Genomic DNA, 22,332 nt, shown 5'->3' on the forward strand with positions numbered 1-22,332 from the left:
GGAAGGGCTTCTGCGCGGTCATGGCGGTCGCAAACCGATGGGGAGCGAAAATGCGACGCCCGTCACAGGGGCGTGGTGTCGGTCAGATGCCGAGGTCCTTGATGATTTTGGCGACGTGGCCGGTTGCCTTGACGTTGTAGAGGGCGCGTTCGACCTTGCCCTCCTCGTCGACGATGATCGTGGAGCGGATGACGCCCGTCACCGTTTTGCCGTAGAGCTTCTTCTCGCCGAATGCGCCGTAGGCCTGGAGGGTCTCCTTGGACGGGTCGCCGACCAGTGTGACCTCGAGGTTTTCCTTCTCGCGGAACTTGGCGAGCTTTTCCGGCTTGTCGGGGGAGACGCCGATGACGTCGTATCCGGCGCCGGCCAGCAGCTCCAGGTTGTCCGTGAAGTCGCACGCCTGCTTGGTGCAGCCGGGGGTGAGGGCGGCCGGGTAGAAGTAGACGATGACCTTGCGGCCCTTGTGGTCGGCGAGCGAGATGTCGTTGCCGTCGGCGTCGGGGAGGGTGAAGGCGGGGGCGGTGTCGCCGGGCTGGAGTCGCTCGCTCATGGTTCTCCTCAGGGGCGGGTGCGGTGTACGGGACCGAGCGTAATAGGGGTGCCGTCGGGTGTGCGGGCGGCCGAGCTGACAGACTGTCGATGAAGGTTTACCGGACGAGGACCACGGAGGCGGCGCAGTGTCGGATGCCAGGACCCCTGCGCAGATCGAGGCGGACATCATCAGCAGGCGTGAGCAGCTTGCGGTGGTGCTCGATGAGATCGGGGTGCGGATGCACCCGAAGACGATCATCGGTGATGCGAAGGCCAAGGCTGCCGAGGCCGTGGACCGGACGGCCGGGCGGGCGTTCGTCGCGGTGAATCGGACGGTGTCGGACGTGAAGGCGCAGTTTGTGTCGGAGGATGGCGCGCCGCGTCTGGAGCGGGTGGTTCCGGCGGCGTTGCTGGCGGTCGGTGTGATGGGGCTGGTTGTGGTGTCGGTACGGCGCAAGAAGCGCTGACAAGGCCGACCCCGGGGGCGTGCGGGACGGCTGCGGGCAGGTAGGTTTCGGGTCGTGAGCGAGAACACCGACGACAAGCTGCCCATTCGCATGCTGCATGACCGCGTGCTGGTCCGGTCCGATACGCCTGAGGGCGAGCGGCGCTCGGGCGGCGGCATTCTGATTCCGGCGACTGCTGCGGTGGGGCGCCGGCTGGCCTGGGCCGTGGTGGTTGCGGTCGGCCAGAATGTGCGGACGGTGGAGCCGGGCGACCGGGTGCTGTACGACCCGGAGGACCGTGCCGAGGTCGAGGTGCGGGGTGTGGCGTACGTGCTGATGCGGGAGCGGGATCTGCATGCGGTGGCGGCGGACCGGTTCGAGGGTTCGGTGGATTCGACCGGGCTGTATCTGTAGCTCTGTTGCCTGCGAGACGTGTGGCGTAAGGCCTGGTGACCGGTGTCACCAGGCCTTTTGTATGTTCTTTGCTATGTTGGTGGCATCCCGACGAGACGCGCCGTACCGGGCTTCCGCAAAGACGACGCACCTGTGATGTCCGTGTGTCTGTGGTGTTCGGAGGTGCCGTCGTGGCGTGGGTTCTGCTTGTTGTTGCCGGTCTGCTGGAAGTGGGCTGGTCGATCGGGATGAAGTACACGGATGGGTTCACCCGGTTGTGGCCGAGTGTGTTCACCGGGTTCGGGATCGTGGCCAGCATGGTGCTGTTGTCGCAGGCGGCGAAGTCGTTGCCGATCGGTACGGCGTACGGCGTGTGGGTCGGTATCGGTGCGGCGGGGGCGGCGGTGCTCGGCATGGTGGTGCTGAATGAGCCGGTGACCGCAGCCCGGATCTTCTTCGTGTCTCTGTTGCTGGTGGCTGTGGTGGGGCTGAAGGCGACGTCGGGGCACTGATCGGACTCCCGTTCTGTGAGCTCCTCCAAGCCCCGTATCACTCGGTTTGGGTCGGGCGGGCGCCGCCGGCGCCCTCGGGGAGGAGCTCTTCGATGCCGCCGTTGTCGCCGCCGAGGGTGTCCGTGCCGTCGTCGGCCGGGGGGCCGATGGGCGGTGCCGAGGTGGCGGGGCCGCTGGTGGCGGGGCTGGTGGGCGGAGTGCCGGGCGGGCTGCTCGGCGGCTGGCTGGACGGTGTCTCGGACGGGGCGCCGGTGTCGGTGGGGCCGGTTCCTTCGTCGGTGGGCAGGGCGGATTCCTCGGCGCCGCTTTCGAGTTCGAGGTCGAATTCTTCGATGCTGCTGCCGTTGAGTGCGGCGCCGGTGTACTGGGCCCAGGTCTGGGCGGGGGCGCCGCTGCCGTTGACGCGGGACAGGCCGAGTGCTCCGTAGAGCGGTTTCTGTACGCCGGTGTCGGGGTCCTGGCCCATGACGGCGATGACGGTCGCGAGGTTCGGGGTGTAGCCGGCGAACCACGCGGCTTTGTCCTCCTCGGCGGTGCCGGTCTTGCCGGCGGCGGGGCGGCCGGCGCCCTGGGCGGCGGTTCCCGATCCGTTCTCGACGACGCTCTGCAGGATCGCGGTGGTGGTGTCGGCGGCTTCGCGGCTGACGGTCCGTTTGGTGTGACGGCCGGGGAGTGCGAGCTCCTCGGCGTCCTTGCTGATCTTGTCGACGAGGGTGTAGGTGCCGTGCCTGCCGTGGTTGGCGAGTGTCGCGTACGTCTGGGTCATGTCGAGGACGCTGGCGGTGGCGGTGCCGAGTGCGATGGACGGCGAGGCGGTCAGGTCGGGGGTGTTCTTGGGGATGCCGAGGTCGATGGCGGTGTCCTCGACGTTGCCGGGGCCGACGTCCTCGGCCATCTGTGCGTAGACGGCGTTGACGGACTTGTCGGTGGCCTCCAGGACGGTGATGGGGCCGTAGTCGATGTCGTCCTCGTTCGCGGGGGCGTATCCGGTGGGTCCGTTCGGGCCCTGCACCATGCGTCTGTTGGTGCCGTCGTAGATGGTGTTGGGGGTGATGCGCCGGCCGTCCTGGGTGTTGGACCGGTTGGCGACGGCGGAGGTGAAGACGAACGGTTTGAAGGTGGAGCCGACCTGGTAGTCGCGGCGGGTGGCGTTGTTGACGTATTGCTTGGTGTAGTCGATGCCGCCGTACATGGCGACGACCCGGCCGTTCGAGGGGTTGATGGAGGCACCGCCGACGCGGACGTTGCGGTCGGCCGGGCGCTCCTTGCTCGTCATCGACATCACGTTGTCGTTGACGGCTTTGACCATGGCGTTCTGTTTCTTCTTCTCCAGTGTGGTGGTGATCCGGTAGCCGCCGGTGGCGAGCGTCCTCTCGTCGATGATCTTGTGGGTGGTGAGGTAGTCCTTGACGGCCTGGACGATGTAGCCGCGCTGTCCGGAGAGTCCGGTGGCGGGCTTCACCTTGTCGGGCAGGGGGAACTGCATGGTGGCGCGCTCGGATGCGCCGAGCCAGTTCTCCTTGACCATGCCGTCGAGCACGTAGTTCCAGCGGGCGACGGCCGCGGCCTTGTTCTCGGGGTGGACGACGACGTTGTATGCGCTGGGGGCGTTGAGCAGGGAGGCGAGGTACGCGCCTTCGGCGGTGGTGATGTCGCCGATGTCCTTGCCGTAGTACGCCTGGGCCGCTGCCTGGATGCCGTAGGCGTTGCGGCCGAAGTAGCTGGTGTTGAGGTAGCCCTCCAAGATCTGGTCCTTGCTCACTTCGCGGTTGAGCTTGATCGCGATGAAGAACTCCTTGGCCTTGCGCATGACGGTCTGTTCCTGGCCGAGGTAGTAGTTCTTGACGAACTGCTGGGTGATGGTGGAGCCGCCCTGAGTGCCCTTGCCGGTGAGGGTGTTCCAGCCGGCGCGGGCCATTGCCTGAATGTCGACGGCGCGTTCGGAGTAGAAGTTCCGGTCCTCGGCGGCGAGTACGGCGTGCTGGATGCTGAGGGGGACCTGGGTGAGCTGGATGTTCTGCCGGTTGACCTCGCCGTCGCGGGCGATGAAGCTGCCGTCCTTGTAGAGGTAGACGTTGGACTGCGCGGTGGCGGTGGGGTTGGCAGGCGGGATGCCGACGAGCTGGTATCCGGCGATGAATCCGCCGATCAGGACCAGGGCGATGACGAGGAGCGTGGCGAGCGTCACCCGCCAGGTGGGGACGGCGCGGCGCCAGCCGGTGCGTCCGGGGCGGCTCTTGCTCCCCTTCTTCTTCCCGCCGGGGGCGGCTGGGCCTGCGGGGGCGCCGGTGCCGGCAGAGGGGTCCCTCGGGGCCCGGTTCCCGTTGTCGGGCCCCCCGCTCTGCTGCTGTGGCTCGTCGCTCATATCGGTGGATACTCCTCGGCCGCTGTCAATTCCCCCATAGTGCCCCTTTCTGTGGAATAAGCCCCGGATCGACCCTGGACCGACCTGTGATCGCTCCTGGATCGGCCGCCGAAAAGCGGTCGCGGTGCCTGTTTCCGCTGCACTAGGGTCGTGCGCTTTGGTGTCCAACGCGGTTGGGCGCACGGTTGCGAACGAGCGCGGGGGTGATGGGGATGCGGTTGTACGCGGTGGTTGCGGCGGGCGGGTTCCGACGCCATGCCACCTACCGGATCGCGACGGCGGCGGGGGTGTTCACCAACACCGTCTTCGGTTTCGTCCTGGCGTACACCTATACGGCGCTGTGGGACGAGCGTCCGCAGCTCGGCGGCTACGACATGTCCCAGGCGCTCACGTATGTGTGGCTGGGGCAGGCGCTGCTGGCGACCTCCGCGATGATGGGCGGCGGTTTCGAGGACGAGTTGGTCGAGCGGATCCGCACCGGCGATGTGGCGGTCGACCTCTACCGGCCGGTCGATCTTCAACTGTGGTGGCTGGCCGGTGACTTGGGGCGGGCCGCGTTCCAGTTGCTGGCGCGTGGCGTCGTGCCGATGCTGCTTGGCGCGCTGGCGTTCCCGCTGGCTCTGCCCGGCTCGCCTGGGGTCTGGTTGGCGTTCCTGGTCTCGGTGACGCTCGGCGTCGTGGTCAGTTTCGCTCTGCGCTATCTGGTGGCGCTCTCCGCGTTCTGGCTGATGGACGGGGCGGGTGCGGCGCAGATCGCGTTCCTGGCGGGGCTGTTCTTCTCGGGGTTGCTGCTTCCGCTGACGTTGTTCCCGGGTGTGCTGGGCGAGGTGGCGCGGGCGTTGCCGTGGTCGTCGCTGCTCCAGGTGCCGGCCGATGTGTTCCTCGGGAAGCACGCGGGGTGGGGGCTGGTGGAGGCGTTCGCCTTCCAGGGCGGCTGGGCGCTGGCGTTGCTGCTGGCGGGGCGGTTGGTGCAGTCGGTGGCGACGCGGAGGGTGGTGGTTCAGGGTGGCTGAGGTCACCGAGGTCTCCAGGGCCGTCGAGGTTCCCGATGCGGTGTTCGCCGAGCGGTCGAGGCTGGTCGAAGGGGTACGTGCCTACGGACTGATCGTCGCGATGTGGCTGCGCTCGACGATGGCGTACCGTGCCTCGTTCGCCATGACGGCGTTCGGGAACTTCGCGGCGACGGGCTTCGACTTCGTCGCGATCCTGCTGATGTTCGCGCACGTCGACGAGTTGGGCGGCTACACGCTGCCGGAGATCGCCCTGCTGTACGGGGCTTCGGGCACCGCGTTCGGGCTGGCCGATCTGATGCTGGGGTCGATGGACCGGCTGGGCCGCCGGGTCCGGGACGGCACGCTCGACACGCTGCTGGTGCGCCCGGTTCCGGTGCTGGCCCAGGTGGCGGCGGACCGGTTCGCGCTGCGCAGGCTGGGGCGGATCACGCAGGGGCTGCTGGTGCTCGGTTACGGGCTGACGGCGCTGGACATCGCGTGGACGCCGCTGAAGGTGGTGATGATCCCGCTGATGCTGCTGAGCGGGGCGGCGATCTTCGGCGCGGTGTTCGTGGGCGGGGCGGCCTTCCAGTTCTTCGCGCAGGACGCGGCGGAGGTGCAGAACTCCTTCACGTACGGGGGGAACACGCTGCTGCAGTACCCGCCGACGGTCTTCGCGAAGGATCTGGTGCGCGGGGTGACGTTCGTGGTGCCGCTGGCCTTCGTGAACTGGCTGCCCGCGCTGTATGTGCTGGGCCGGGAGTACCCGCTGGGGCTGCCGGAGTGGGTGGCGTTCCTGCCGCCGGTGGTGGCGGGGGTGTGCTGGGGGCTCGCGGGTACGGCGTGGCGGGCGGGGCTGCGCTCGTACCGGAGCACGGGCAACTGAGGACGAGCGGAGCGAGGTCGGGGCATGGCTACGGGTACGGGTTTCATTGAGCTCGACGGTGTCGAGAAGGTCTTCGAGGTGCGTCGCAGGACGGGTTTCCTGCGCAGCGAGCGGCGCGAGGTCCGCGCGGTCGACGGGATCGGCTTCCGGGTGGAGCGCGGCGAGATGGTCGGCTACATCGGTCCGAACGGCGCGGGCAAGTCGACCACCATCAAGATGCTGACGGGCATCCTCACTCCGAGCGGCGGGCGGCTGCGGGTCGCCGGCATCGACCCTTCCAGGGAGCGTACGAGGCTGGCGCACCGGATCGGTGTGGTCTTCGGGCAGCGCACCACCCTGTGGTGGGATCTGCCGCTGCGCGACTCGTACCGGCTGGTGCACCGGATGTACCGGGTCCCTGACGCCCGGTTTCGGGAGAACCTGGACCGCTGTGTCGAACTCCTGGATCTGGGCGCGCTGTTGGATGTGCCGGTGCGTCAGTTGTCGCTCGGGCAGCGGATGCGCGGCGACATTGCGGCGGCACTGCTGCACGACCCGGAGGTGCTGTATCTGGACGAGCCGACGATCGGTCTGGATGTGGTCTCCAAGGCCAAGGTCCGGGGATTTCTCCGGGACTTGAATGCCGAGCGGGGAACGACGGTGCTGCTCACCACTCACGATCTGACGGATATCGAGCAGCTCTGCCGGCGGGTGATGGTGATCGACCACGGCCGCCTGATGTACGACGGTGCGCTCGCAGGGCTGCATGAGGTCGGCGAGAGCGAGCGCACGCTGGTCGTGGACCTGGAGCGTGAACTCCCGCCGATCCGGCTGGAGTCGGAGCCTTCGGTGCGTACGGTGAAGGTGGAGGGGCCGAGACAGTGGCTGGCCTTTCCGGCGTCGGGTTCGGCGGCTCCGCTGGTGGCGCGGATCGCTGCGGAGTATCCGCTGGTGGACCTCTCGGTGCGGGAACCGGACATCGAGGCCGTGATCGCGAAGATGTACGCGTCGGCCGAGGCGCGTTAGATCCGAGGCGCGTTGGATCCGAGGCGCGTTGGATCCGAGGCGCGTTGGATCCGAGGCGCGTTGGATCCGAGGCGCGTTGGATCCGAGGCGCGTTGGATCCGAGGTGCGGTGGGTCCGAGGTGCGGTGGATCGGTGACGTGAGCGGGCGCGTTCAATAGGCTGCGCGGTATGACGAGTGAACTTCCCGACATGCGTGCTTCCGATGCCGAGCGTGAACGGATTGCCGAGGTCCTGCGCGAGGCGGTGGCCGAGGGCCGCCTGCAGATGGAGGAGTTCGAGCAGCGGCTCGATGCGGCCTACAAGGCGCGTACGCATGGGGAGTTGGAGCCACTGATCCGCGATCTTCCGGCGTCGGGCGGTGCGGTGGCGCCGGTGCGTGCGGGCAGCGCGCCCGCACGCACGGGTTCGGCGGGTGTCGACTGGGCGGAGCGTATCGGCGGTTCCGCCACGTCGAAGGGCGCGTTCGCCATCTGGGGCGGGTTCGGGCGCAAGGGTAGGTGGACCGTGGGCCGGACGTTCACCGCGTTCACGATGTGGGGCGGCGGCGAGATCGATCTGCGCGAGGCCCGTTTCGAGGACCGTGAGGTCGTCATCCGCTGTTTCACGATCATGGGCGGGATGCGCGTGACGGTCCCACCGGAGCTGAATGTCGAGGTCAGAGGCGTCGGCATCATGGGGGGCTTCGGGGACCGGGCGACGGGCGAGGGCGTTCCCTCGCCGGACTCGCCGCGGGTGCGGATCACTGGGCTCGCGTTGATGGGCGGGGTCGGTGTGGAGCGCAAGCGGACGAAGGCGGACAAGGAGCGGGCCCGGCAGCTGAAGAAGGGCACCGGGGACGCATGAGCCCGTCCGGCGTGTGAGGACGCGCCGCCCACCGCGTCCTGCTGTCAGAGCCGGCCGGACACCGGAGCCTCCTGGTGCAGGCTCCGCAGGTCCACCTGCTGGCCCAGCTGCAGATATCCGGCGTCGTTGAGATGGAGATGGTCGCCGCGGTCGTACGCCGGGCGGAGCCGGCCGGGTCGGTACGGGTCGCGTGCCGCCCGGTCGAAGTCGACGGCCTCGTCGAAGACGCCGCCTGCCCGGATCAGCTCGTTGACCCGCATCCGTACGGCGTCCCGCTCGGGTGTCCAGGTGGGGTACCCCTCGTACGGCATCAGAGTTGCCCCGACGACCCGCAGCCCGCGCGCGTGGGCGCGTTCCGTCATGGCCTTCAGGCCGTCCACGATGTGTTGCGGGTCCTGTTCCTGAGGGAACTGCTGCACGTCGTTGATGCCGAGGGCGATGATGACGGTCTTCACGTCGGCGACGCCCAGTACATCGCGGTCGAAGCGGGCGAGCGCCCGCTGACCGCGGCCCTGGCCGTCGCGCAGGATGCGGTTGCCGGCGATGCCCTGGTTGACGACCGCGTAGCGCCCGCGCAGCCGGTCGGCGAGGACGTCGGTCCAGCGGCCGTTGGCGTCGAGGGCGGAGCCGGTGCCCGCGGTGAGCGAGTCGCCGATGGCGACGACTGCTCCGGCGGAGGAGGCGTTGCGGACGTCCACAGCGGTGAGGTAGCGCCACACGTTGGTCTGCCGGGTACCGCGCTCGTCCGCGAGGTACGAGGTCTGGTGGCTGTTCGGGTGGACGGTGACGGGTCCCTCGGCGGTGGGTGTGCGGAGGGCGACGACGAGATCGGAGTCGGCGTCGACGGGGACGACGACCGGGTCGCTGACGACCTGTCCGCCCGCGGCGATGGTGACGGAGGGGGCGCCGCGGAAGGAGACGGGACGGGCGTTCACCGTGGTCCGGTCGACGAGCAGAGGGTGTGTACCGAAGAGGTTGGAGAGGGTGATGCGGGCCGCGTCGCCGCCGATGCTGGTGTGGACGACGTTACGGATGGTGCGCCGGGTGAGGTCGTGTCCGGGGTACGGGTCCACCACCCCGGCCACGGGCGCCCCGGCCCAGGTGGCGACCCAGACGCCGGTGGAATGGGCGGGCTCGGCGGGCGGACGGGCCGCCGGCTGCGCGCTGACCTGCCGCGACCCGGCACCCGAGAACAGCGCGGACCCGGCGTACGCCATGAATGCGGCAAGCGCGGCGGTGCCCGCCACGAGGGCGATGAGCAGGGCGGTTCCCTGGCGCCTGGGCATGGGCGGGGTGTCTCCTCGTGATGGTGGGGGTTGGTCTCATGATGGGGCACAGTGCCGGGAACTCGACATGCGGCCCGGGAGTACGTCAGGTAAGGACAATGCGTACGGAGCACCGGGGGCGATGCGTACGCGGACGCGGACGGGTGGAGCGGATGGAACGGATCGAACGGACCAGGTCGGGCGAGCCGGGCGGCGGACCGGCCGAGCCCGCACAGGCACGTGGCGGCGCGGACGGGAGCTCCGGCACCGCAGCCTCCGCTCCCGCACGCCCCGCCCCCCTCGCCTCCTTCGCGTACACGGCCGCGGACGAGGAGAAGCGGCGTGGTGTGCGCCGTATGAAGACCACGGCCACCGGCCTCCTTCTGCTCGTCGCGCTCGTGTACGTCCTCGCCACCTGGGCGAAGAACGCAGGTGTGGGCGGCTGGCCGGGCTTCGTCGCCGCGGCCGCCGAGGCGGGGATGGTGGGTGCGCTGGCCGACTGGTTCGCCGTCACGGCGCTGTTCAAGCGTCCGCTCGGCCTGCCGATCCCGCACACCGCCATCATCCCCACCAAGAAGGACCAGCTCGGGGCCTCTCTGGGTTCCTTCGTCGGGGAGAATTTTCTTTCGGGCGATGTCGTGCGCGGCCGGATCCAGGCGCTGGGCATCGGCGGCCGGCTCGGTGCCTGGCTGGCGGAGCCGGACCACGCCGACCGGGTCACCGCCGAGCTGGCGACCGCGCTGCGCGGCGCGCTGACGGTCCTGCGGGACTCGGACGTGCAGGCCGTGGTGGCCGAGGCGATCACCCGGCGGGCGAACGCGGCGGAGATCGGCCCCGGCCTCGGGAAGATGCTGGAGAAGATCGTCGCCGACGGCGGCCACCGCCGGGTCGTGGACCTGATCTGTGTACGTGCGCACGACTGGCTGGTGCTGCACGGCGACTCCGTGATGGACGCGGTGCAGGGCGGGGCGCCGGGGTGGACACCGCGGTTCGTCGACAAGCGGGTGGGGGAGCGGGTCTACAAGGAGCTGCTGCGCTTCGTGACGGAGGTGCGGGACATGCCGGGGCATCCGGCGCGCGCCTCGATCGACACGTTCCTGACGGACTTTGCGGCCGACCTCCAGACCGACTCGGACACCCGGGCGCGGGTGGAGCGGCTGAAGACGGAGATCCTGGGGCGCGCCGAGGTCCAGGACGTCATCGCGTCGGCCTGGGCGTCGGTACGCACGATGATCATCGCGGCGGCGGAGGACGAGCAGAGCGAGCTGCGGCTGCGGGCGCGCGCCTCGCTGTTGACGTTCGGCGCGCGGCTGTCGACGGACGGGCGGATGCAGGCCAAGCTGGAGGGCTGGCTGGAGGACGCGGCGGTGTATGTCGTCACGAGGTACCGCACGGAGATCACCTCGCTGATCAGTGACACGGTCGCGAGCTGGGACGCGGACCAGACGTCGAAGAAGATCGAGGCGCACATCGGCCGTGACCTGCAGTTCATCAGGATCAACGGCACGGTGGTGGGTGCCCTGGCGGGCCTGCTGATCTACACGGTGTCGCAGGCGTTCGGAGCCTGAGCGACGTCCCCCGGTGAGGGTCCGGGTGCGTACCCGTCCTGTCGTACGGGTACGCACCCGGCTTCGAGGCCTCACCCATGTGAGCGCCTCCTACGCGGGGGGTGCTCTTGAATACGGACGCCGGCGCGCCCGCGTTCAGTGTGCTGCGGGCCCGCGGGAGAGATTTCTCAGGCGGCGCGGCGGGTGACCGCCCACGAAGCGGCGGCGACGGTGCCCGCCACGGTGAGGACGGCGGGCCAGGCGCCGAGCTTCTTGGCCAGCGGGTGCGATCCGGCGAACGCGGCGACGTACGCCGTGGTCAGAGCGGTGGCCGCACGCGGTCCGGCCTGTCGGTTCCACTCGTACGCGGCGACCGTGCCCGCTGCGGCGAGCGCGACCCCGCCGAGCGGCCGCTTCTTGGTCCACCGCGCGACCGCGTACCCGCCGACGAGTCCGCTCGCCGCAACTGCCGCCGTAGGAACCTTTGCCATCGCCGCCACCTTCGCCTTCTCATGTCGTGGCTTTTTTCTCGTGCTGCGGCTTCCGAGGCTAGCGCGGCGGGCGGACGCTCCGACTCGCCAGGGGGTGCACAAGCGTTTACCCTGCGAGGTGAACATCTGTGCACCCCTGGCTTCCGCCGCCACCGCCGAGCACCCCACGGAGATCGCATGCCTGCGGACACCTCTGCCCCCGACGGGTCGGCCGCCCCGACCCCGACCCCGACCCCGCACCACCCCCGCTTCGCCGTGGGCGTTCTCGCCTTCTGCGGGGTCGTCGTCGCGGTCATGCAGACGATCGTCGTCCCGCTCCTCCCGCACATCCCGGCCCTCACCGGCGCGACCCCCGCCGCCGCGAGCTGGCTGGTCACCGTCACCCTTCTCACCGGCGCCGTCTTCACGCCCGTCCTGGGCCGGGTCGGCGACATGTACGGCAAGCGGCGGGTGCTCGTCGCCTCGCTCGCGGTGCTGGTCATCGGTTCCGTGTTGTGCGCGGTGAGCTCCCACATCGGCGTGCTGATCACCGGCCGCGCCCTCCAGGGCGCCGCGCTCGCCGTCGTACCGCTGGGCATCAGCATCCTGCGCGACGAACTCCCGCCCGAGCGGGTCCTCTCCGCGGTCGCCCTGATGAGTTCGACGCTCGGCATCGGTGCGGCCGTCGGGCTGCCGGTCGCCGCGCTCGTCGTCGAACACTTCGACTGGCACACCATGTTCTGGGTGTCGGGCGTGATCGGCCTCATCGACATCGTGCTGGTGCTCTGCTGTGTTCCCGAGTCCCCGCTGCGCACCCGCGGTCGCTTCGACGTCGTCGGCGCGCTCGGGCTGTCCGCGGCGCTGGTCTGTCTGCTGCTCGCGGTGACGCAGGGCGCCGACTGGGGCTGGGCGTCCGCCCGCACGGTCGGACTGCTCGTCGGCGCCGTCGTGGTGGCGCTGCTCTGGGGCGCGTACGAGCTCCGCGTGACGACGCCCATGGTCGACCTGCGGGTCTCGGCCCGCCCGGCCGTCCTGCTGACCAACATCGCCGCCTTGCTGATCGGCTTCGCCTTCTACGCGAACTCCCTGGTCACCGCGCAGATGGTGCAGGAGCCGAAGGCGACCGGTTACGGGCTCGGTGCCTCGCTCGTCGTCAGCGGACTGTGCCTGCTGCCGGGCGGTGTGTCGATGGTGGCGCTCTCGCCGGTCTCGGCCCGGATCTCCGCACGGTACGGACCGAAGGTCAGCCTGACGCTGGCGGCCGCGATCATCGCCGTCGGCTATGTGGTGCGCTACTTCACCAGCCACAGCCTGTGGCTGATCATCGCCGGTGCGACGGTCGTCGCGTCGGGCACGGCCATCGCGTACTCGGCGCTGCCCGCGCTGGTGATGCGCGGGGTCCCGGTCAGCGAGACGGGCGCGGCCAACGGTCTCAACACGCTGATGAGATCGATCGGGCAGGCGTTCTGCAGCGCGACGGTGGCCGCCGTGCTGACCAACCTCACGTTCCGGGTGGGCGGCCGGACGGCTCCGACGCTCCACGCGTATCAGCTGGTCTTCCTGATCGCGGCGGGCGCGGCGCTGCTGGCGCTGACGGTCACGCTGTTCCTGCCCGGCAGGCGTACGGCCGCGGCGGGTACGGTCGGAGAGAGCCGCGACGACCGCAAGGGCGGTGCGCGGACGATCACGATCGAGGAGGGCGCATGACCGGCAGCCAGGCCACCGCTCCGGCTCCGGCCCCCACCGACCCCGGCTCGGGCCGGGACGCGATCCTGCGGGCGGCCCGGCGGGCGTTCACCCAGCGCCCGTACGCGGATGTGACCATCCGGGGGATCGCCGCCGACGCGGGAGTCAGCCCCTCCCTGGTGGTCAAGCACTTCGGCCGCAAGGAAGAACTCTTCAAGACGGTCGCCGACTTCGGCCCGGCTGCCGAGGAACTCTTCGACGCCCCGCTGGACGAGCTCGGCCGCCACATGGTGATCACGCTCGTGCGCCGCCGCCGCGAACAGCAGACGGATCCGCTCCTGCGCGTCGTGTTCTCCCTCGGCAACCGGGACGAACGGTCGCTGCTGCGCGACCGCTTCCACGAACAGGTCACCGAGGCGCTGACCGCCCGACTCCCCGGCCACGAACGCGCCCTGCGCGCCGAACTGATCGCCGGCCACCTCCTCGGCCTCGGCGCCACCCTGAGCCTGCACCGCGAGGGCGCGGGTGCACTGGCCACCCCCGAACACCTCGCGGACCTGTACGCGCCCGCGCTCCAGACCCTGATCACGGGCTGAGGGCGGCACGATCCGCCGGTGCGGTGTGCGTGGTCCCCGGCGTGCGGGACAGGACGTGCACCTGGACCGGCCGGGCAAACTGTGCGCGCAGATCGCGGAGTTCATGGCCCGCGCGGTGCGACCGACTGTGAGGTATGGTCTGGGCCATTCGGCGAGGGGGGCCTCATGTCTGTCCATACGTTCACGCGTGCCACCGCAGCGCTGCCGCTGCTTCTGGGTGCGTTCCTGGTGGGCTGCAGCAGCGCCGACACGACGGAGGGGCCCGGCGACGACGTCCCGTACGTGGCGCCGTCGGCGAACGCGGCAGCCGCGTCCAAGGCGGCCGAGGCGCAGGTGGAAGCGGACGCCGAGGCGTCAGCCGCCGCGGAGGACGCCGCCGCATCCGGGACGCTCGCGACCAGGCCCGCACAGGTCCGCGACGCCTTCGCCACGCTCCAGGCCACCCTGGACGAGACCTGCACCCCCGGCGCGGGCGACTGCGGATACGTCCTGGGCCGGGTCAATGACCAACTGATGGGCCTGGAAGCGTCGATGAAGGCGTACCCGAACGGCCCCGGTCACTTCAAGGAGCCCGTGGCGTGGTTGGCCGCCCTGCGCACGTCCATGAAGGGCGACACCTCCACGGACAATCTGGAGAAGCACCGCTCCGAGCTGTTCGGCACGCGCGACCGCATCAACACCTGGATGCAGGGCCACCCGGAGGACTACCGCTGACGGGGCCGTGCGTTTCGGCATCAGGCCGACGAACTCGTCCACGCCGTGACGCGCTTACTCGGTTCCTGTCGGCCATTGCGGTGTACCGGTCGGCTCGGCAGCGTCCGGGAGCCGGCCCGCCGTTCGCGTGCGGAGTTCACCGCCGCCGTCAGGCAGGACGCGGAGCCCGCCGGTCCTTACGCTGTGCCAGCTCCTCGTCATCGACCAGGGTCAGCATGGGCTGACCCGGCGCGCACAGCATCGTCACGAGGAATCGGCTCCGGGAGTCCGTCCGGTTGTTTCCGTCTTGATAGTGGATGACGTCGCCGCCCGGCTCCCAGAATGTTTCCCCGGCCTTGATCACGCGCTCCGGCTCGCCTTCGAGCTCGAAGAGCATCTCCCCCTCCAGCATGTAGCCGAATGCCGGGCCCGAGTGCCGGTGCGGAGGTGTGCCGGGGTCGCCCGGGGGAAATTCGACGAGAACGGTCATCGCCTCGACCCCCTCCGGGATGTAGGGCGGCTTTGCCGTCTGCAGCACGGTCAGCGCGGTCTTCCACGCTTCGGACCGCGGTCCCTGCTCCGTGTTCGCCGGCTCGGTGCTCGACATGGTGAAGCCTCCAGTGGTGTATGGCGGTCTGTGGAGCCGCCCGGGCCGGACAGCGAGGTTCGATCACCCCTGTAGGGAATGACGGCCCATGCGGCTCGGACGGGGCGGAGAGCTTGTCGCTGTTCCTGCTGCCGCGCCTGTTCGGCAGCTACGACCGAATGCCCTCGTGATGCGCGACATCGCCGCCATTCGGCCCACGTGGTCGCCGGCGCAGCCGAGCGATGGATCGCTCGGCTGCACCGGCTCATGTGCCGGACGGAACGCTCGAAGCTGCCGGGGTGGAGCACGGGAACGCCCGATGGCGGTGGCGTCGGCCGGCCGGACCCCGGCCTGCATGGTCAGTCTCGCACCGGCTCGGACATGACGCCTGTCGCCCGCTGCGGCACGGGGGCTCGGTCCTGGGCGCGTGTGGCGTCAGTCCTGGCGGCCGGGAATCATGTGACGGCAGGACCTAACGGCCTGACCCGCGATTGAGTTCTGGGTGTGTTGGCCTGGTGGTTCGGCTGGTGGGTGATTCAGCAGGCTGTCACGTTGACGGGCACGAGTTCGGTGCTCGTCTGGCGCCGGCTGGCCCGCCGGGCCGCGCGGTCAGAGACGAGCCCAGCGATGGCCCGGTGGGTTTCGCCGTAGCACTCGCGGCGTCCGGTGTATCGCTGGAGCGGACGCCGTAGGGGCCCCTGGCCGGCGGTGAGGCCGGCCAAGGGCCCTTGACGCAATCAGGCTATGTCAGCCGTCGTTCTCCGACGACGGGATGTAGGCGCCCGGCACGTCCTCCGGCGCGAAGATCTTGTCCTCGCCGGGGTACGGCTTCTTCCACTCGTGCGTCTCGTACCACGTGAAGTGGTTCATCTGCGCGGGGTTCGCGAAGTCGAGCAGGGCGTTGGGCCCGGTAGCCCGTTGGTGCGACTTCCAGTTGTCCCACTTCGCCGCGACCGCCTGCTTGTCCGCCGGCACCTTCGCCGACGGCGCGGGCGCTGCACTGGGGTTCTGCGGCGCCGGGGTGTCCAGGCCGCAGGCAGGCGGGGTCTTCAGGCCATCGGTCAGCGAGGTCCGGTTGGGCAGAGCGGTGAACGGTGTGAAGTCCGCGTTCTGGGTGAACGCCCCACGCATCGGGCTGGCCGCGCTGTCCTTCTGGTTCATCGGGTGGATCCCGAGGATCTGCTCGATGGTCCGCATCATCGTGATCTGCGAGTAGTAGCGGCTGTCGACCTTGCCGTGCTGCGCCCAGGGGCTGATGATCTGGATCGGGGAACGTTGGCCGTCGACGTGGTCGAGGCCGGACTGGGAGTCGTCCTCGACGACGAAGATCGCCGAGTCCTTCCAGTACTTGCTGTGCGAGATCTCGTCGACCACCTTGCCGACCGCGAGGTCGTTGTCCGCGACCTGAGCGGGCCCGTTCGGCGGACCACCGGTGTGGTTGTTGGGGAACGTGAGCATGTTCAGGTTCGCCGGGCCGTTCTTCTGGAAGTCCTGCTTCCAGATCTCGTACCGGTAGACGTCCGGGACGCTGCGGTCGACCGCCGGGAAGCCGGGCACCGACACCTTGTTGAGCGACGGGATCGGCGAGCCCGTTTGTATGGAGTAGGCGGTCTTCTGCCCGGTCGCGTCCATGTTCTTGGCGTCGCAGTACAGGTTCTGCCAGGTCGCGCCGGGCGGCGTTTTATAGATCGAATGGAACTCGCCGAAGTTCCGCACGGTCTTGCCCGCCGCCTGCGCCCCGGTCCAGATGAAGCCGGTCTTCTGGTGGCCGAGAGCGTCGTCCTCGGTGGCGTAGCTGCGCGTGTACTCACCGGCCGTGGACTCGGTGTACTCCGGGTTGTCGGCCTGCATCAGCCAGTTGTGACCCTCGGCGGAGTTCGTGCCGATGGCGTACGTGTTGTCGTACAGCCCGAACTGCTTGGCCAGCGCGTGCTGGTTCGGCGTCACGTTCTCGCCGTACTGCGTCAGCGACGGGTCGCCGTTGCCCTGGGGCATGTCACCGAAGACCTGGTCGTAGGTCCGGTTCTCCTTGACGAGCAGGAAGACGTGCTTGATCGTCGAGGGGTCGCCGAGCTTCACCGGGACCGGCACCGGCTTCGCGTCGCCCGTGCCCTTGCCGACCGAGTCGCCGTTCCAGCCGTTCTGCTTGAAGACCTTGGCCGTTTCGGACTTGATGACGCTGTCGTCCGGCAGTGTGAACTGCGTCAGGCTCGACGTCGTGTCGTGGGTGTTGTGCCCGGCCCTGTTGGCGGGGCGGCGGGCGTCGATACCACGGGTGTTGGAGACGACCACGTTCTTGCCGACGGTGGTGATCTCCGCGGGGAAGTAGTCCGTCGGGAGCAGGCCTACGTAGCCGGCCGGCTCCTGCGGGGAGGTGTACCGGTAGACGGCGACCGCGTTGGCGCGGCCGAGCGTCACCAGCAGGCGACCGTCGTCGGTGAGCGTCACCGCGTTGGGCTCGTAGCCGACCGACGCCTCCGGCCACGGCTGGGTGGCGATGGTCTGCACGACCTTGTCGCTGGCGGTGTCGATGACCGACACGTCGTCGGTGGCGGTGTTGGTGACGAATACCGCACCGTTCTTGGCGTACACCGCGGTCGGGTGCAGACCGACGTCGATGCTCCCGACGGCGGCGGACGGGTCCGCCAGGTTGATGACGCTGATCGTGCCGGTGGTGGTGGCACCGGTGTCAGGGTTGGCCGGCACCTGGGTGCCGTAGGAGTTGAGCGTGGTGTCGCCGGCCTTGGCCGGACGCCCGCCCTCGTTGCTGACGTAGAGCTTGTCGCCGACCATGGCGATGCCACGGGGGGCGTTGCCCACGGTCCAGCTCTGCTCGATGGTCCCGGTCGCCGCGTTGATGGCGACCACCCGGTTCTGGCCGTTGACTGCGGAGTACACGGTGGAGCCGCCGGCCGAGAACACCGCCGCACCCACCAGTGCGCGCTTGGAGCCGTCGGCCGGGATCGAGATGGTCGCCGGGTTGGCGAGGGTGCCGTCCGGGTTCACGGTGAACTTGGTGTAGCCGTCGGCCTGGCCTAGCCACAGCTGCGAACCGTCGGGCGAGTACGTCGGGCCCTCCTGGCCGACGGTGTTGCTCTTGATGCGCAGGTCCGCCGACGCGTTGTTGCCGACGCGCTGCTTCACCTGCCCGGTCCCCAGGTCCATGACGAGCAGCGCCATTCCACCGTCGGTGACCGAGGCCGCGATGTGGGTGCCGTCCGGGCTGACCGAGGACGACATGATCTTGCCGTTGTTGATGACGGTGCGGCTGCCATATGGGGCGATGTACTGGTCGCTGGAGATGACCTGGCCGTCAGCGGTGACCTGGCCGACCTGCTGGGTGCCGAACTGGTGCGTCTGGGCAACAGCGGTGCCCGTGACGGCTAGGGCGACAGCGATGCCCGCCGTTGCCAGAGAAGTCCGGCGGCCGACGCGTTTCCCGAAAAGGCTGATCTGCTTCTTCTCGTTAATCCGGCGCTGCCGTGTTACCTGCATGGAAATTATCCCTTCGGGGTGGTGTCGAGCAGTTCGACGTTGCCGTCGAACTGCCAAAGCGGGTTCGGTGTGTCCCCGGTCGGGGTGCGCACCAGGAAGTAGCCGTTCACTTCCTTTGGTCCGTCGCCGTCGGCCACGAACCGCCCGTCTGAGGTGATGTCGAGCTGGTAGATGGCCGTGCCCGGGGCGTTGACACCGGGGAGATGCCAGGTGACGACGCAACGCCAGTCGTTGCCCGGCCCCTGGGCGGCGACCTGGCCGGCGCCCTTGTTGCACGCCGCTGTGGCCCGCAACTGCGCCTCGGTGACGTCGGGGCGGTTGAGCTGCTTGGTCTGGATGCGGTAGAGGTGGGCGAACGCCGTGGCGACCGACCGCTGGACCTTGTCCTGCTCGATTCCGGAACCCACGGACGGGGTTGCCACGGCGACGACCGCGACCGTGAGGGCGCCCAGTCCGACCAGCGGCAGGAGTCCGGTGGTGATTGCACGGCGCCCGGTGCCGTCGTAGGCCAGGTTGGTGAAGTCGCGCCGCAGGAAGAGCAGATAGGCCAGCGCTGTCGCGATCACGGCCCACACCAGGCTGACCGCGATGCCGATCAGGAGCGGGTCGAGCTGTGCCGGGCTGGTGAACAGACCGTTCCAGGCGATGAAGGCGTAGCCGGGAAGGGCGAGGCGTACGGCGACGGGCAGCGGCAGCATCTGAGCGAGCTGCATCGCGAGCGCGACGAGCGCGGGCAGCAGCAGTCCCATGGGGGACCGTCCCAGCGCGACCGACCCGAGCAGTCCGATCGCGGCGAGGGCCAGGGTCGGGGCGAGCACGCAGACCCAGGCGAGGAGGACTTCACCGGCGGTCTCCGACGGCGTCAACAGGTGGCCGTCGAGTCCGATCAGCGGCTGGTTGCCGACCGCCAGGACCCCGCCGACCGCGCTGGAACACGCCATCCCCGCCACGAGCAGCAGGATGACGGTGAGGCTGGCCAGTGCCTTCGCCACGAAGATCCGCCGAGGCGACCGGACCGCCACCAGCAGGTGGCGCCAGGTGCCGAGCCGGTCCTCGGAGGCGAACACGTCGCCGGCGACCAGCGAGGTCAGCAGCGGGAGCGCCCAGGTGCCCGCGAAGCCGAGCACCACCAGCGATCCGGCCCACCCGGTGGCGTGCATCCAGCGACCGAAGAGGGTGTCGGAGGGGAGCGAGCTCTGCTGGCTCACCGCGGCGACGAAGAGCGCGGGCGCGATCCAGCAGGCGAGGAACAGCAAGCGGATCCGCCATTGCGAAACCAGTTTGACCAGCTCAAAGCGGTAACCACGCGGCACCGAGACGCGGCGGGCACCGGCAGCGTGGTCGTTGGCGATGGTCGCGGTCATCGGCCGGTCTCCTGCTGCTCGGTGAGGGCGAGGAATGCGGCCTCGAGCGGCGACACCACGGGGGCGAGCTCGCGCACCGCGATGCCCGCGTGCACCAGCCGCACCACCAGTTCGTCGAGGGCAGGCACCAGTGCGCGCACGACGAGCACCTCGGCGCCGTGCCATGCCCCGGCGTCGTCGACGACGCCGATCCCGGTGATCCCGCGAGCTCGGATTGCGAGGAGCGCGTCCATGAGTTCCCTTCTTTTCACAGGGAACTTAGGTGTCACATGCAACGTTTCGCAGGGGCGGCCGGTTGAATACTTTGGGAACGGGCGACGACCGGCGTTCGCCGCGCCGATAACCGTCGATAGCCGTCGATATTTCGACCGGCACCTTTTCGAAGGCCGGATCGCAGAACTAACCAGCCGTCAGACAGTCGTGATCGCGAACATCACGACCGGTCGGATCGTGATCACGACAGGGCATCGGCAAGTCCGTGTGGACGAAGTAGCCAGGATCAACCCGGACTTGGGCCACGCCCGGACGCACCGAGTCCGTACGGCGCACCGTGGCCCGCATTTCGGTGCGCTACCAGCACGAAGCGGGCGCCAGCGGCGCGCTGTGCGGGCGCTGCAACAGCGCCGAAGGCGGCTGGTTCGACACGCGGCCCAACCCGATGGTCGACTCCGGCCCGTACACCAGAGACTGGGAACGGGGACATGCCCGGGAGACAAGTGCAGCCACGGCACTACAGCGGCGCGGGAAGTGCAGCAGTCTGGCCACGCGCACGCCCGGCCCGTCCTGCGGCCACCAAGGATGCCCGGCGGAGCGAGAGTTGGAGCCATGGGTGGGTTCGGCTGTGCAGCAGGGCTCACAGCCAAGGGCCTCTTCGGTACCGGAATCAGCGGCAGCGAACGCTCCGGCCGCTGCGACAGCTGGACTCACTGGCTCACACGGACGTTGCGAGGCTGGGCACCCCACCGTCGCGAACATGTACGGCACGTGAAACGCCAGCCCAACAACAGTTCACACACGACCTCGGTCGGTAAAACGGACGAGGCCCACGGCACCGCTGGTGATCTTGGGCGTCCGTGGGCGGCGATCCACGTCGCGCTGGGCACCACCTTGGCCGGCTCCTGCTCTGGCGTCGGCTCCACGGCGGTCTCGGTCATCACGAACCTCTTCCTTGATCATCAGATCCGCCGTTGATTAGACGCTCCCACTTCACCAAAGCCGCTTAGGCGTATTGACTCGCAGCCCGCTCGACCAGCAGATCCAGCACCTTGGCGATCTGCTCGCGAGCCCCCGGATCGGTCATGACACCGTCCTCCCCGACACGTGTCGGGTCGACCGGAACCCGTACGCAGGCAGCCTCGACGATGTCGGCGCCGGTGTATCCGAGCACGGTCCGCAGCGTGGTCTCCGCCCCGTGCCCTCGCCCGGGGTTGGCGGCGTTCACCCAGGCGGTGGGCTTGTCGCAGATCTCCGTACCGCCGACCGTCCAGTCGAGCAGGTTCTTGAACGAGCCGGGCAGGGTCCCCGCGTACTCCGGCGTGCAGATCAGTACGGCATCGGCCTCGTCGATCGCCGCACGGAGCGCGGCCACAGGGGCGGGCAGCAGGGCCTCGTTGTCGTCGTCGGGATTGAAATGCGGAAGCGCCGCGAGCCCGCCTTCGGGGCGCACCGTACGCACCTGCGGGGGCGCCACGGCCTGCGCGGTGCGGAGCACGGTCTTATTGGAGGAGCCGCCGCGCAGGCTTCCGGACAGCAGGAGGATCACACGGGACGTAGGCATGTCCGCTGCAACTCGCAGCGGCCACCACCTCATTCCCTCGTCCCCCAGCGCGCTGATGGAGCCGCGCGAGCGGCCGGCCGCTCAGGTCTCGCAGACAGGTGGTGCGGTGGAATCCGGCCCCGGGGATCGAGGCGACCGACGGGTGGTTGTCCTTGTGAGCGAGGGGCATCACCCCGCTCTCGGCGTGCAGCACCGCCCTTGCACGGGCTCGCCGTGGCGGGCCTTGCCGGCGGCGCCCTCTCCGTAGTGCGGTTGCTCGCGCTGGCCGAACGGCTCGGGGTGCTACGGGAGTTCCAGTCGGCGATGTCCGCGGAGCGGGCCCGGCAGACGGCCGAGAACGTCGACGGGGCGGCGTACGCCGACGCGGTGTCGGAGTACGCCGCCCTCGGGCGGGACGAGTTGCGGGAGGCGGCCCGCGCTCTCATGCCGGCTACTCCGGGTCGCTGTTGAACTTCGCCTTCGACCAGTAGTAGCCGAGCACGGTCAGGCCCAGGCACCAGGCGATGGCGAGCCACCCGCTGTTGCCGATCTCGCTGCCGAGCAGCAGCCCGCGCAGGGTCTCGATGGCGGGCGTGAACGGCTGGTACTCGGCGATCGGCTGGAACCAGCCCGGCATCGTGTCGACCGGGATGAAGGCGCTGGACAGGAGTGGCAGCAGGATCATCGGCATCGCGTTGTTGCTGGCGGCCTCGGCGTTCGGGCTGACCAGGCCCATGCCGACCGCGATCCAGGTGAGCGCCGTGGCGAAGAGCACGAGCAGCCCGAACGCCGCGAGCCACTCCAGGATGGTGGCGTCCGTGGACCTAAAGCCGATGGCCACGGCGACGGCGCCCACGAGCACCACGCTGGCGATCGACTGCAGCACGCTGCCGATGACGTG

The 22,332-nt window shown here is 69.4% G+C and carries 22 protein-coding genes, 1 pseudogene and 1 riboswitch; of the genes and pseudogenes, 13 read left to right on the top strand and 10 right to left on the bottom strand.

Annotated features, from left to right (window positions below; all coding sequences use genetic code 11):
• Positions 1-82: 82 nt before the first annotated feature.
• Positions 83-550 (bottom strand): thioredoxin-dependent thiol peroxidase, encoded by a 468-nt coding sequence (gene bcp / locus ACFU8W_RS26455; protein ID WP_384041820.1) that lies wholly within the window; start codon positions 548-550, stop codon positions 83-85.
• A 127-nt stretch (positions 551-677) separates the two neighbouring features.
• On the opposite strand from bcp, the gene ACFU8W_RS26460 reads away from it, so the two are divergent.
• The 3 genes from ACFU8W_RS26460 (at position 678) to ACFU8W_RS26470 (ending at position 1,882) form a co-directional block, all read left to right on the top strand.
• Positions 678-998 (top strand): DUF3618 domain-containing protein, encoded by a 321-nt coding sequence (locus ACFU8W_RS26460; protein WP_327246126.1) that lies wholly within the window; start codon positions 678-680, stop codon positions 996-998.
• A 54-nt stretch (positions 999-1,052) separates the two neighbouring features.
• Positions 1,053-1,391 carry a co-chaperone GroES gene (locus ACFU8W_RS26465; protein ID WP_030923137.1) on the top strand — a complete coding sequence of 113 codons (339 nt, stop codon included), beginning with the start codon at positions 1,053-1,055 and terminating at the stop codon, positions 1,389-1,391.
• A 65-nt stretch (positions 1,392-1,456) separates the two neighbouring features.
• Positions 1,457-1,522: riboswitch (guanidine-III (ykkC-III) riboswitch) on the top strand.
• A gap of 39 nt (positions 1,523-1,561) precedes the next feature.
• Positions 1,562-1,882, top strand: coding sequence for a multidrug efflux SMR transporter (locus ACFU8W_RS26470; RefSeq protein WP_266985184.1), 321 nt, complete (start codon positions 1,562-1,564; stop codon positions 1,880-1,882).
• Between the two features lie 37 nt (positions 1,883-1,919).
• Here the strand turns inward: ACFU8W_RS26470 and ACFU8W_RS26475 are convergent, their stop codons facing one another.
• A complete protein-coding gene (locus tag ACFU8W_RS26475) occupies positions 1,920-4,247 on the bottom strand; it encodes a transglycosylase domain-containing protein (protein WP_384041825.1) in 2,328 nt (775 codons plus the stop codon).
• A gap of 212 nt (positions 4,248-4,459) precedes the next feature.
• Between ACFU8W_RS26475 and ACFU8W_RS26480 the strand changes: the two genes are divergently transcribed.
• From ACFU8W_RS26480 to ACFU8W_RS26495, 4 genes are all read left to right on the top strand, one after another.
• Positions 4,460-5,260 (top strand): ABC-2 family transporter protein, encoded by an 801-nt coding sequence (locus ACFU8W_RS26480; protein ID WP_345517881.1) that lies wholly within the window; start codon positions 4,460-4,462, stop codon positions 5,258-5,260.
• The gene (locus ACFU8W_RS26485; RefSeq protein ID WP_384041829.1) at positions 5,253-6,125 is read left to right on the top strand and encodes an ABC transporter permease; all 873 of its coding nucleotides are present in this window, start codon (positions 5,253-5,255) and stop codon (positions 6,123-6,125) included. The genes ACFU8W_RS26480 and ACFU8W_RS26485 overlap by 8 nt, the downstream gene beginning before the upstream one ends.
• Positions 6,126-6,149: 24 nt before the next feature.
• The gene (locus tag ACFU8W_RS26490; protein WP_345517883.1) at positions 6,150-7,130 is read left to right on the top strand and encodes an ABC transporter ATP-binding protein; all 981 of its coding nucleotides are present in this window, start codon (positions 6,150-6,152) and stop codon (positions 7,128-7,130) included.
• Between the two features lie 189 nt (positions 7,131-7,319).
• Positions 7,320-7,973: a DUF1707 domain-containing protein gene (locus ACFU8W_RS26495; RefSeq protein WP_384041886.1), complete on the top strand. Its 654-nt coding sequence runs from the start codon at positions 7,320-7,322 to the stop codon at positions 7,971-7,973.
• Positions 7,974-8,017: 44 nt separating this feature from the next.
• On the opposite strand, the gene ACFU8W_RS26500 is transcribed toward ACFU8W_RS26495, so the two are convergent.
• Entirely contained in the window at positions 8,018-9,259 is a 1,242-nt protein-coding gene (locus tag ACFU8W_RS26500; protein WP_384041832.1) for an SGNH/GDSL hydrolase family protein, read from the bottom strand.
• A gap of 152 nt (positions 9,260-9,411) precedes the next feature.
• On the opposite strand from ACFU8W_RS26500, the gene ACFU8W_RS26505 reads away from it, so the two are divergent.
• Entirely contained in the window at positions 9,412-10,806 is a 1,395-nt protein-coding gene (locus tag ACFU8W_RS26505; RefSeq protein ID WP_345517885.1) for a DUF445 domain-containing protein, read from the top strand.
• A 167-nt stretch (positions 10,807-10,973) separates the two neighbouring features.
• Here the strand turns inward: ACFU8W_RS26505 and ACFU8W_RS26510 are convergent, their stop codons facing one another.
• Positions 10,974-11,276, bottom strand: a complete 303-nt coding sequence (locus tag ACFU8W_RS26510; protein ID WP_384041836.1) for a hypothetical protein — start codon at positions 11,274-11,276, stop codon at positions 10,974-10,976.
• Between the two features lie 177 nt (positions 11,277-11,453).
• Between ACFU8W_RS26510 and ACFU8W_RS26515 the strand changes: the two genes are divergently transcribed.
• From ACFU8W_RS26515 to ACFU8W_RS26525, 3 genes are all read left to right on the top strand, one after another.
• Complete coding sequence (locus tag ACFU8W_RS26515; protein ID WP_384041839.1) at positions 11,454-12,962, top strand: MFS transporter; 1,509 nt, start codon at positions 11,454-11,456, stop codon at positions 12,960-12,962.
• Positions 12,959-13,537 carry a TetR/AcrR family transcriptional regulator gene (locus ACFU8W_RS26520; protein ID WP_266985202.1) on the top strand — a complete coding sequence of 193 codons (579 nt, stop codon included), beginning with the start codon at positions 12,959-12,961 and terminating at the stop codon, positions 13,535-13,537. The genes ACFU8W_RS26515 and ACFU8W_RS26520 overlap by 4 nt, the downstream gene beginning before the upstream one ends.
• A gap of 165 nt (positions 13,538-13,702) precedes the next feature.
• On the top strand, positions 13,703-14,251 hold the full coding sequence (locus ACFU8W_RS26525; protein WP_384041843.1) for a hypothetical protein: 549 nt from the start codon (positions 13,703-13,705) through the stop codon (positions 14,249-14,251).
• A 148-nt stretch (positions 14,252-14,399) separates the two neighbouring features.
• Here ACFU8W_RS26525 and ACFU8W_RS26530 read toward each other — a convergent pair whose 3' ends face one another.
• The 4 genes and pseudogenes from ACFU8W_RS26530 to ACFU8W_RS26545 form a co-directional block, all read right to left on the bottom strand.
• Entirely contained in the window at positions 14,400-14,837 is a 438-nt protein-coding gene (locus ACFU8W_RS26530; protein ID WP_384041846.1) for a cupin domain-containing protein, read from the bottom strand.
• 726 nt (positions 14,838-15,563) lie between these two features.
• Positions 15,564-18,311 carry an alkaline phosphatase family protein gene (locus tag ACFU8W_RS26535; RefSeq protein ID WP_384041849.1) on the bottom strand — a complete coding sequence of 916 codons (2,748 nt, stop codon included), beginning with the start codon at positions 18,309-18,311 and terminating at the stop codon, positions 15,564-15,566.
• A gap of 5 nt (positions 18,312-18,316) precedes the next feature.
• Positions 18,317-19,675: an ABC transporter permease gene (locus ACFU8W_RS26540; RefSeq protein ID WP_384041852.1), complete on the bottom strand. Its 1,359-nt coding sequence runs from the start codon at positions 19,673-19,675 to the stop codon at positions 18,317-18,319.
• Positions 19,672-19,869, bottom strand: a pseudogene (locus ACFU8W_RS26545) (ABC transporter ATP-binding protein); the annotation flags it as partial. The gene ACFU8W_RS26540 and the pseudogene ACFU8W_RS26545, both read right to left, overlap by 4 nt.
• A gap of 790 nt (positions 19,870-20,659) precedes the next feature.
• On the opposite strand from ACFU8W_RS26545, the gene ACFU8W_RS26550 reads away from it, so the two are divergent.
• Entirely contained in the window at positions 20,660-20,866 is a 207-nt protein-coding gene (locus ACFU8W_RS26550; RefSeq protein WP_384041855.1) for a hypothetical protein, read from the top strand.
• Positions 20,867-20,894: 28 nt separating this feature from the next.
• On the opposite strand, the gene ACFU8W_RS26555 is transcribed toward ACFU8W_RS26550, so the two are convergent.
• Positions 20,895-21,452 (bottom strand): NADPH-dependent FMN reductase, encoded by a 558-nt coding sequence (locus tag ACFU8W_RS26555; RefSeq protein WP_384041858.1) that lies wholly within the window; start codon positions 21,450-21,452, stop codon positions 20,895-20,897.
• A gap of 213 nt (positions 21,453-21,665) precedes the next feature.
• On the opposite strand from ACFU8W_RS26555, the gene ACFU8W_RS26560 reads away from it, so the two are divergent.
• Positions 21,666-21,902: a hypothetical protein gene (locus tag ACFU8W_RS26560; protein WP_384041861.1), complete on the top strand. Its 237-nt coding sequence runs from the start codon at positions 21,666-21,668 to the stop codon at positions 21,900-21,902.
• On the opposite strand, the gene ACFU8W_RS26565 is transcribed toward ACFU8W_RS26560, so the two are convergent.
• Positions 21,883-22,332, bottom strand: a 450-nt coding sequence (locus ACFU8W_RS26565) for an ABC transporter permease (protein ID WP_384041864.1), incomplete at its 5' end; no start/stop codon positions are given. The two genes, ACFU8W_RS26560 and ACFU8W_RS26565, sit on opposite strands and share 20 nt — an antisense overlap.

The organism is Streptomyces sp. NPDC057565 (genome assembly GCF_042801455.1).
GTDB lineage: Bacteria > Actinomycetota > Actinomycetes > Streptomycetales > Streptomycetaceae > Streptomyces > Streptomyces yanii.

What these genes read in the sequence shown, in the direction of transcription:
- ACFU8W_RS26500 (WP_384041832.1), bottom strand. Translation starts at nt 9,259, where the DNA reads ATGCCCAGGCGCCAGGGAACCGCCCTGCTCATCGCCCTCGTGGCGGGC.
- ACFU8W_RS26530 (WP_384041846.1), bottom strand. Translation starts at nt 14,837, where the DNA reads ATGTCGAGCACCGAGCCGGCGAACACGGAGCAGGGACCGCGGTCCGAA.
- ACFU8W_RS26525 (WP_384041843.1), top strand. Translation starts at nt 13,703, where the DNA reads ATGTCTGTCCATACGTTCACGCGTGCCACCGCAGCGCTGCCGCTGCTT.
- ACFU8W_RS26540 (WP_384041852.1), bottom strand. Translation starts at nt 19,675, where the DNA reads ATGACCGCGACCATCGCCAACGACCACGCTGCCGGTGCCCGCCGCGTC.
- ACFU8W_RS26555 (WP_384041858.1), bottom strand. Translation starts at nt 21,452, where the DNA reads ATGCCTACGTCCCGTGTGATCCTCCTGCTGTCCGGAAGCCTGCGCGGC.
- ACFU8W_RS26510 (WP_384041836.1), bottom strand. Translation starts at nt 11,276, where the DNA reads ATGGCAAAGGTTCCTACGGCGGCAGTTGCGGCGAGCGGACTCGTCGGC.
- ACFU8W_RS26480 (WP_345517881.1), top strand. Translation starts at nt 4,460, where the DNA reads ATGCGGTTGTACGCGGTGGTTGCGGCGGGCGGGTTCCGACGCCATGCC.
- bcp (WP_384041820.1), bottom strand. Translation starts at nt 550, where the DNA reads ATGAGCGAGCGACTCCAGCCCGGCGACACCGCCCCCGCCTTCACCCTC.
- ACFU8W_RS26505 (WP_345517885.1), top strand. Translation starts at nt 9,412, where the DNA reads ATGGAACGGATCGAACGGACCAGGTCGGGCGAGCCGGGCGGCGGACCG.
- ACFU8W_RS26515 (WP_384041839.1), top strand. Translation starts at nt 11,454, where the DNA reads ATGCCTGCGGACACCTCTGCCCCCGACGGGTCGGCCGCCCCGACCCCG.
- ACFU8W_RS26535 (WP_384041849.1), bottom strand. Translation starts at nt 18,311, where the DNA reads ATGCAGGTAACACGGCAGCGCCGGATTAACGAGAAGAAGCAGATCAGC.
- ACFU8W_RS26520 (WP_266985202.1), top strand. Translation starts at nt 12,959, where the DNA reads ATGACCGGCAGCCAGGCCACCGCTCCGGCTCCGGCCCCCACCGACCCC.
- ACFU8W_RS26490 (WP_345517883.1), top strand. Translation starts at nt 6,150, where the DNA reads ATGGCTACGGGTACGGGTTTCATTGAGCTCGACGGTGTCGAGAAGGTC.
- ACFU8W_RS26475 (WP_384041825.1), bottom strand. Translation starts at nt 4,247, where the DNA reads ATGAGCGACGAGCCACAGCAGCAGAGCGGGGGGCCCGACAACGGGAAC.
- ACFU8W_RS26495 (WP_384041886.1), top strand. Translation starts at nt 7,320, where the DNA reads ATGCGTGCTTCCGATGCCGAGCGTGAACGGATTGCCGAGGTCCTGCGC.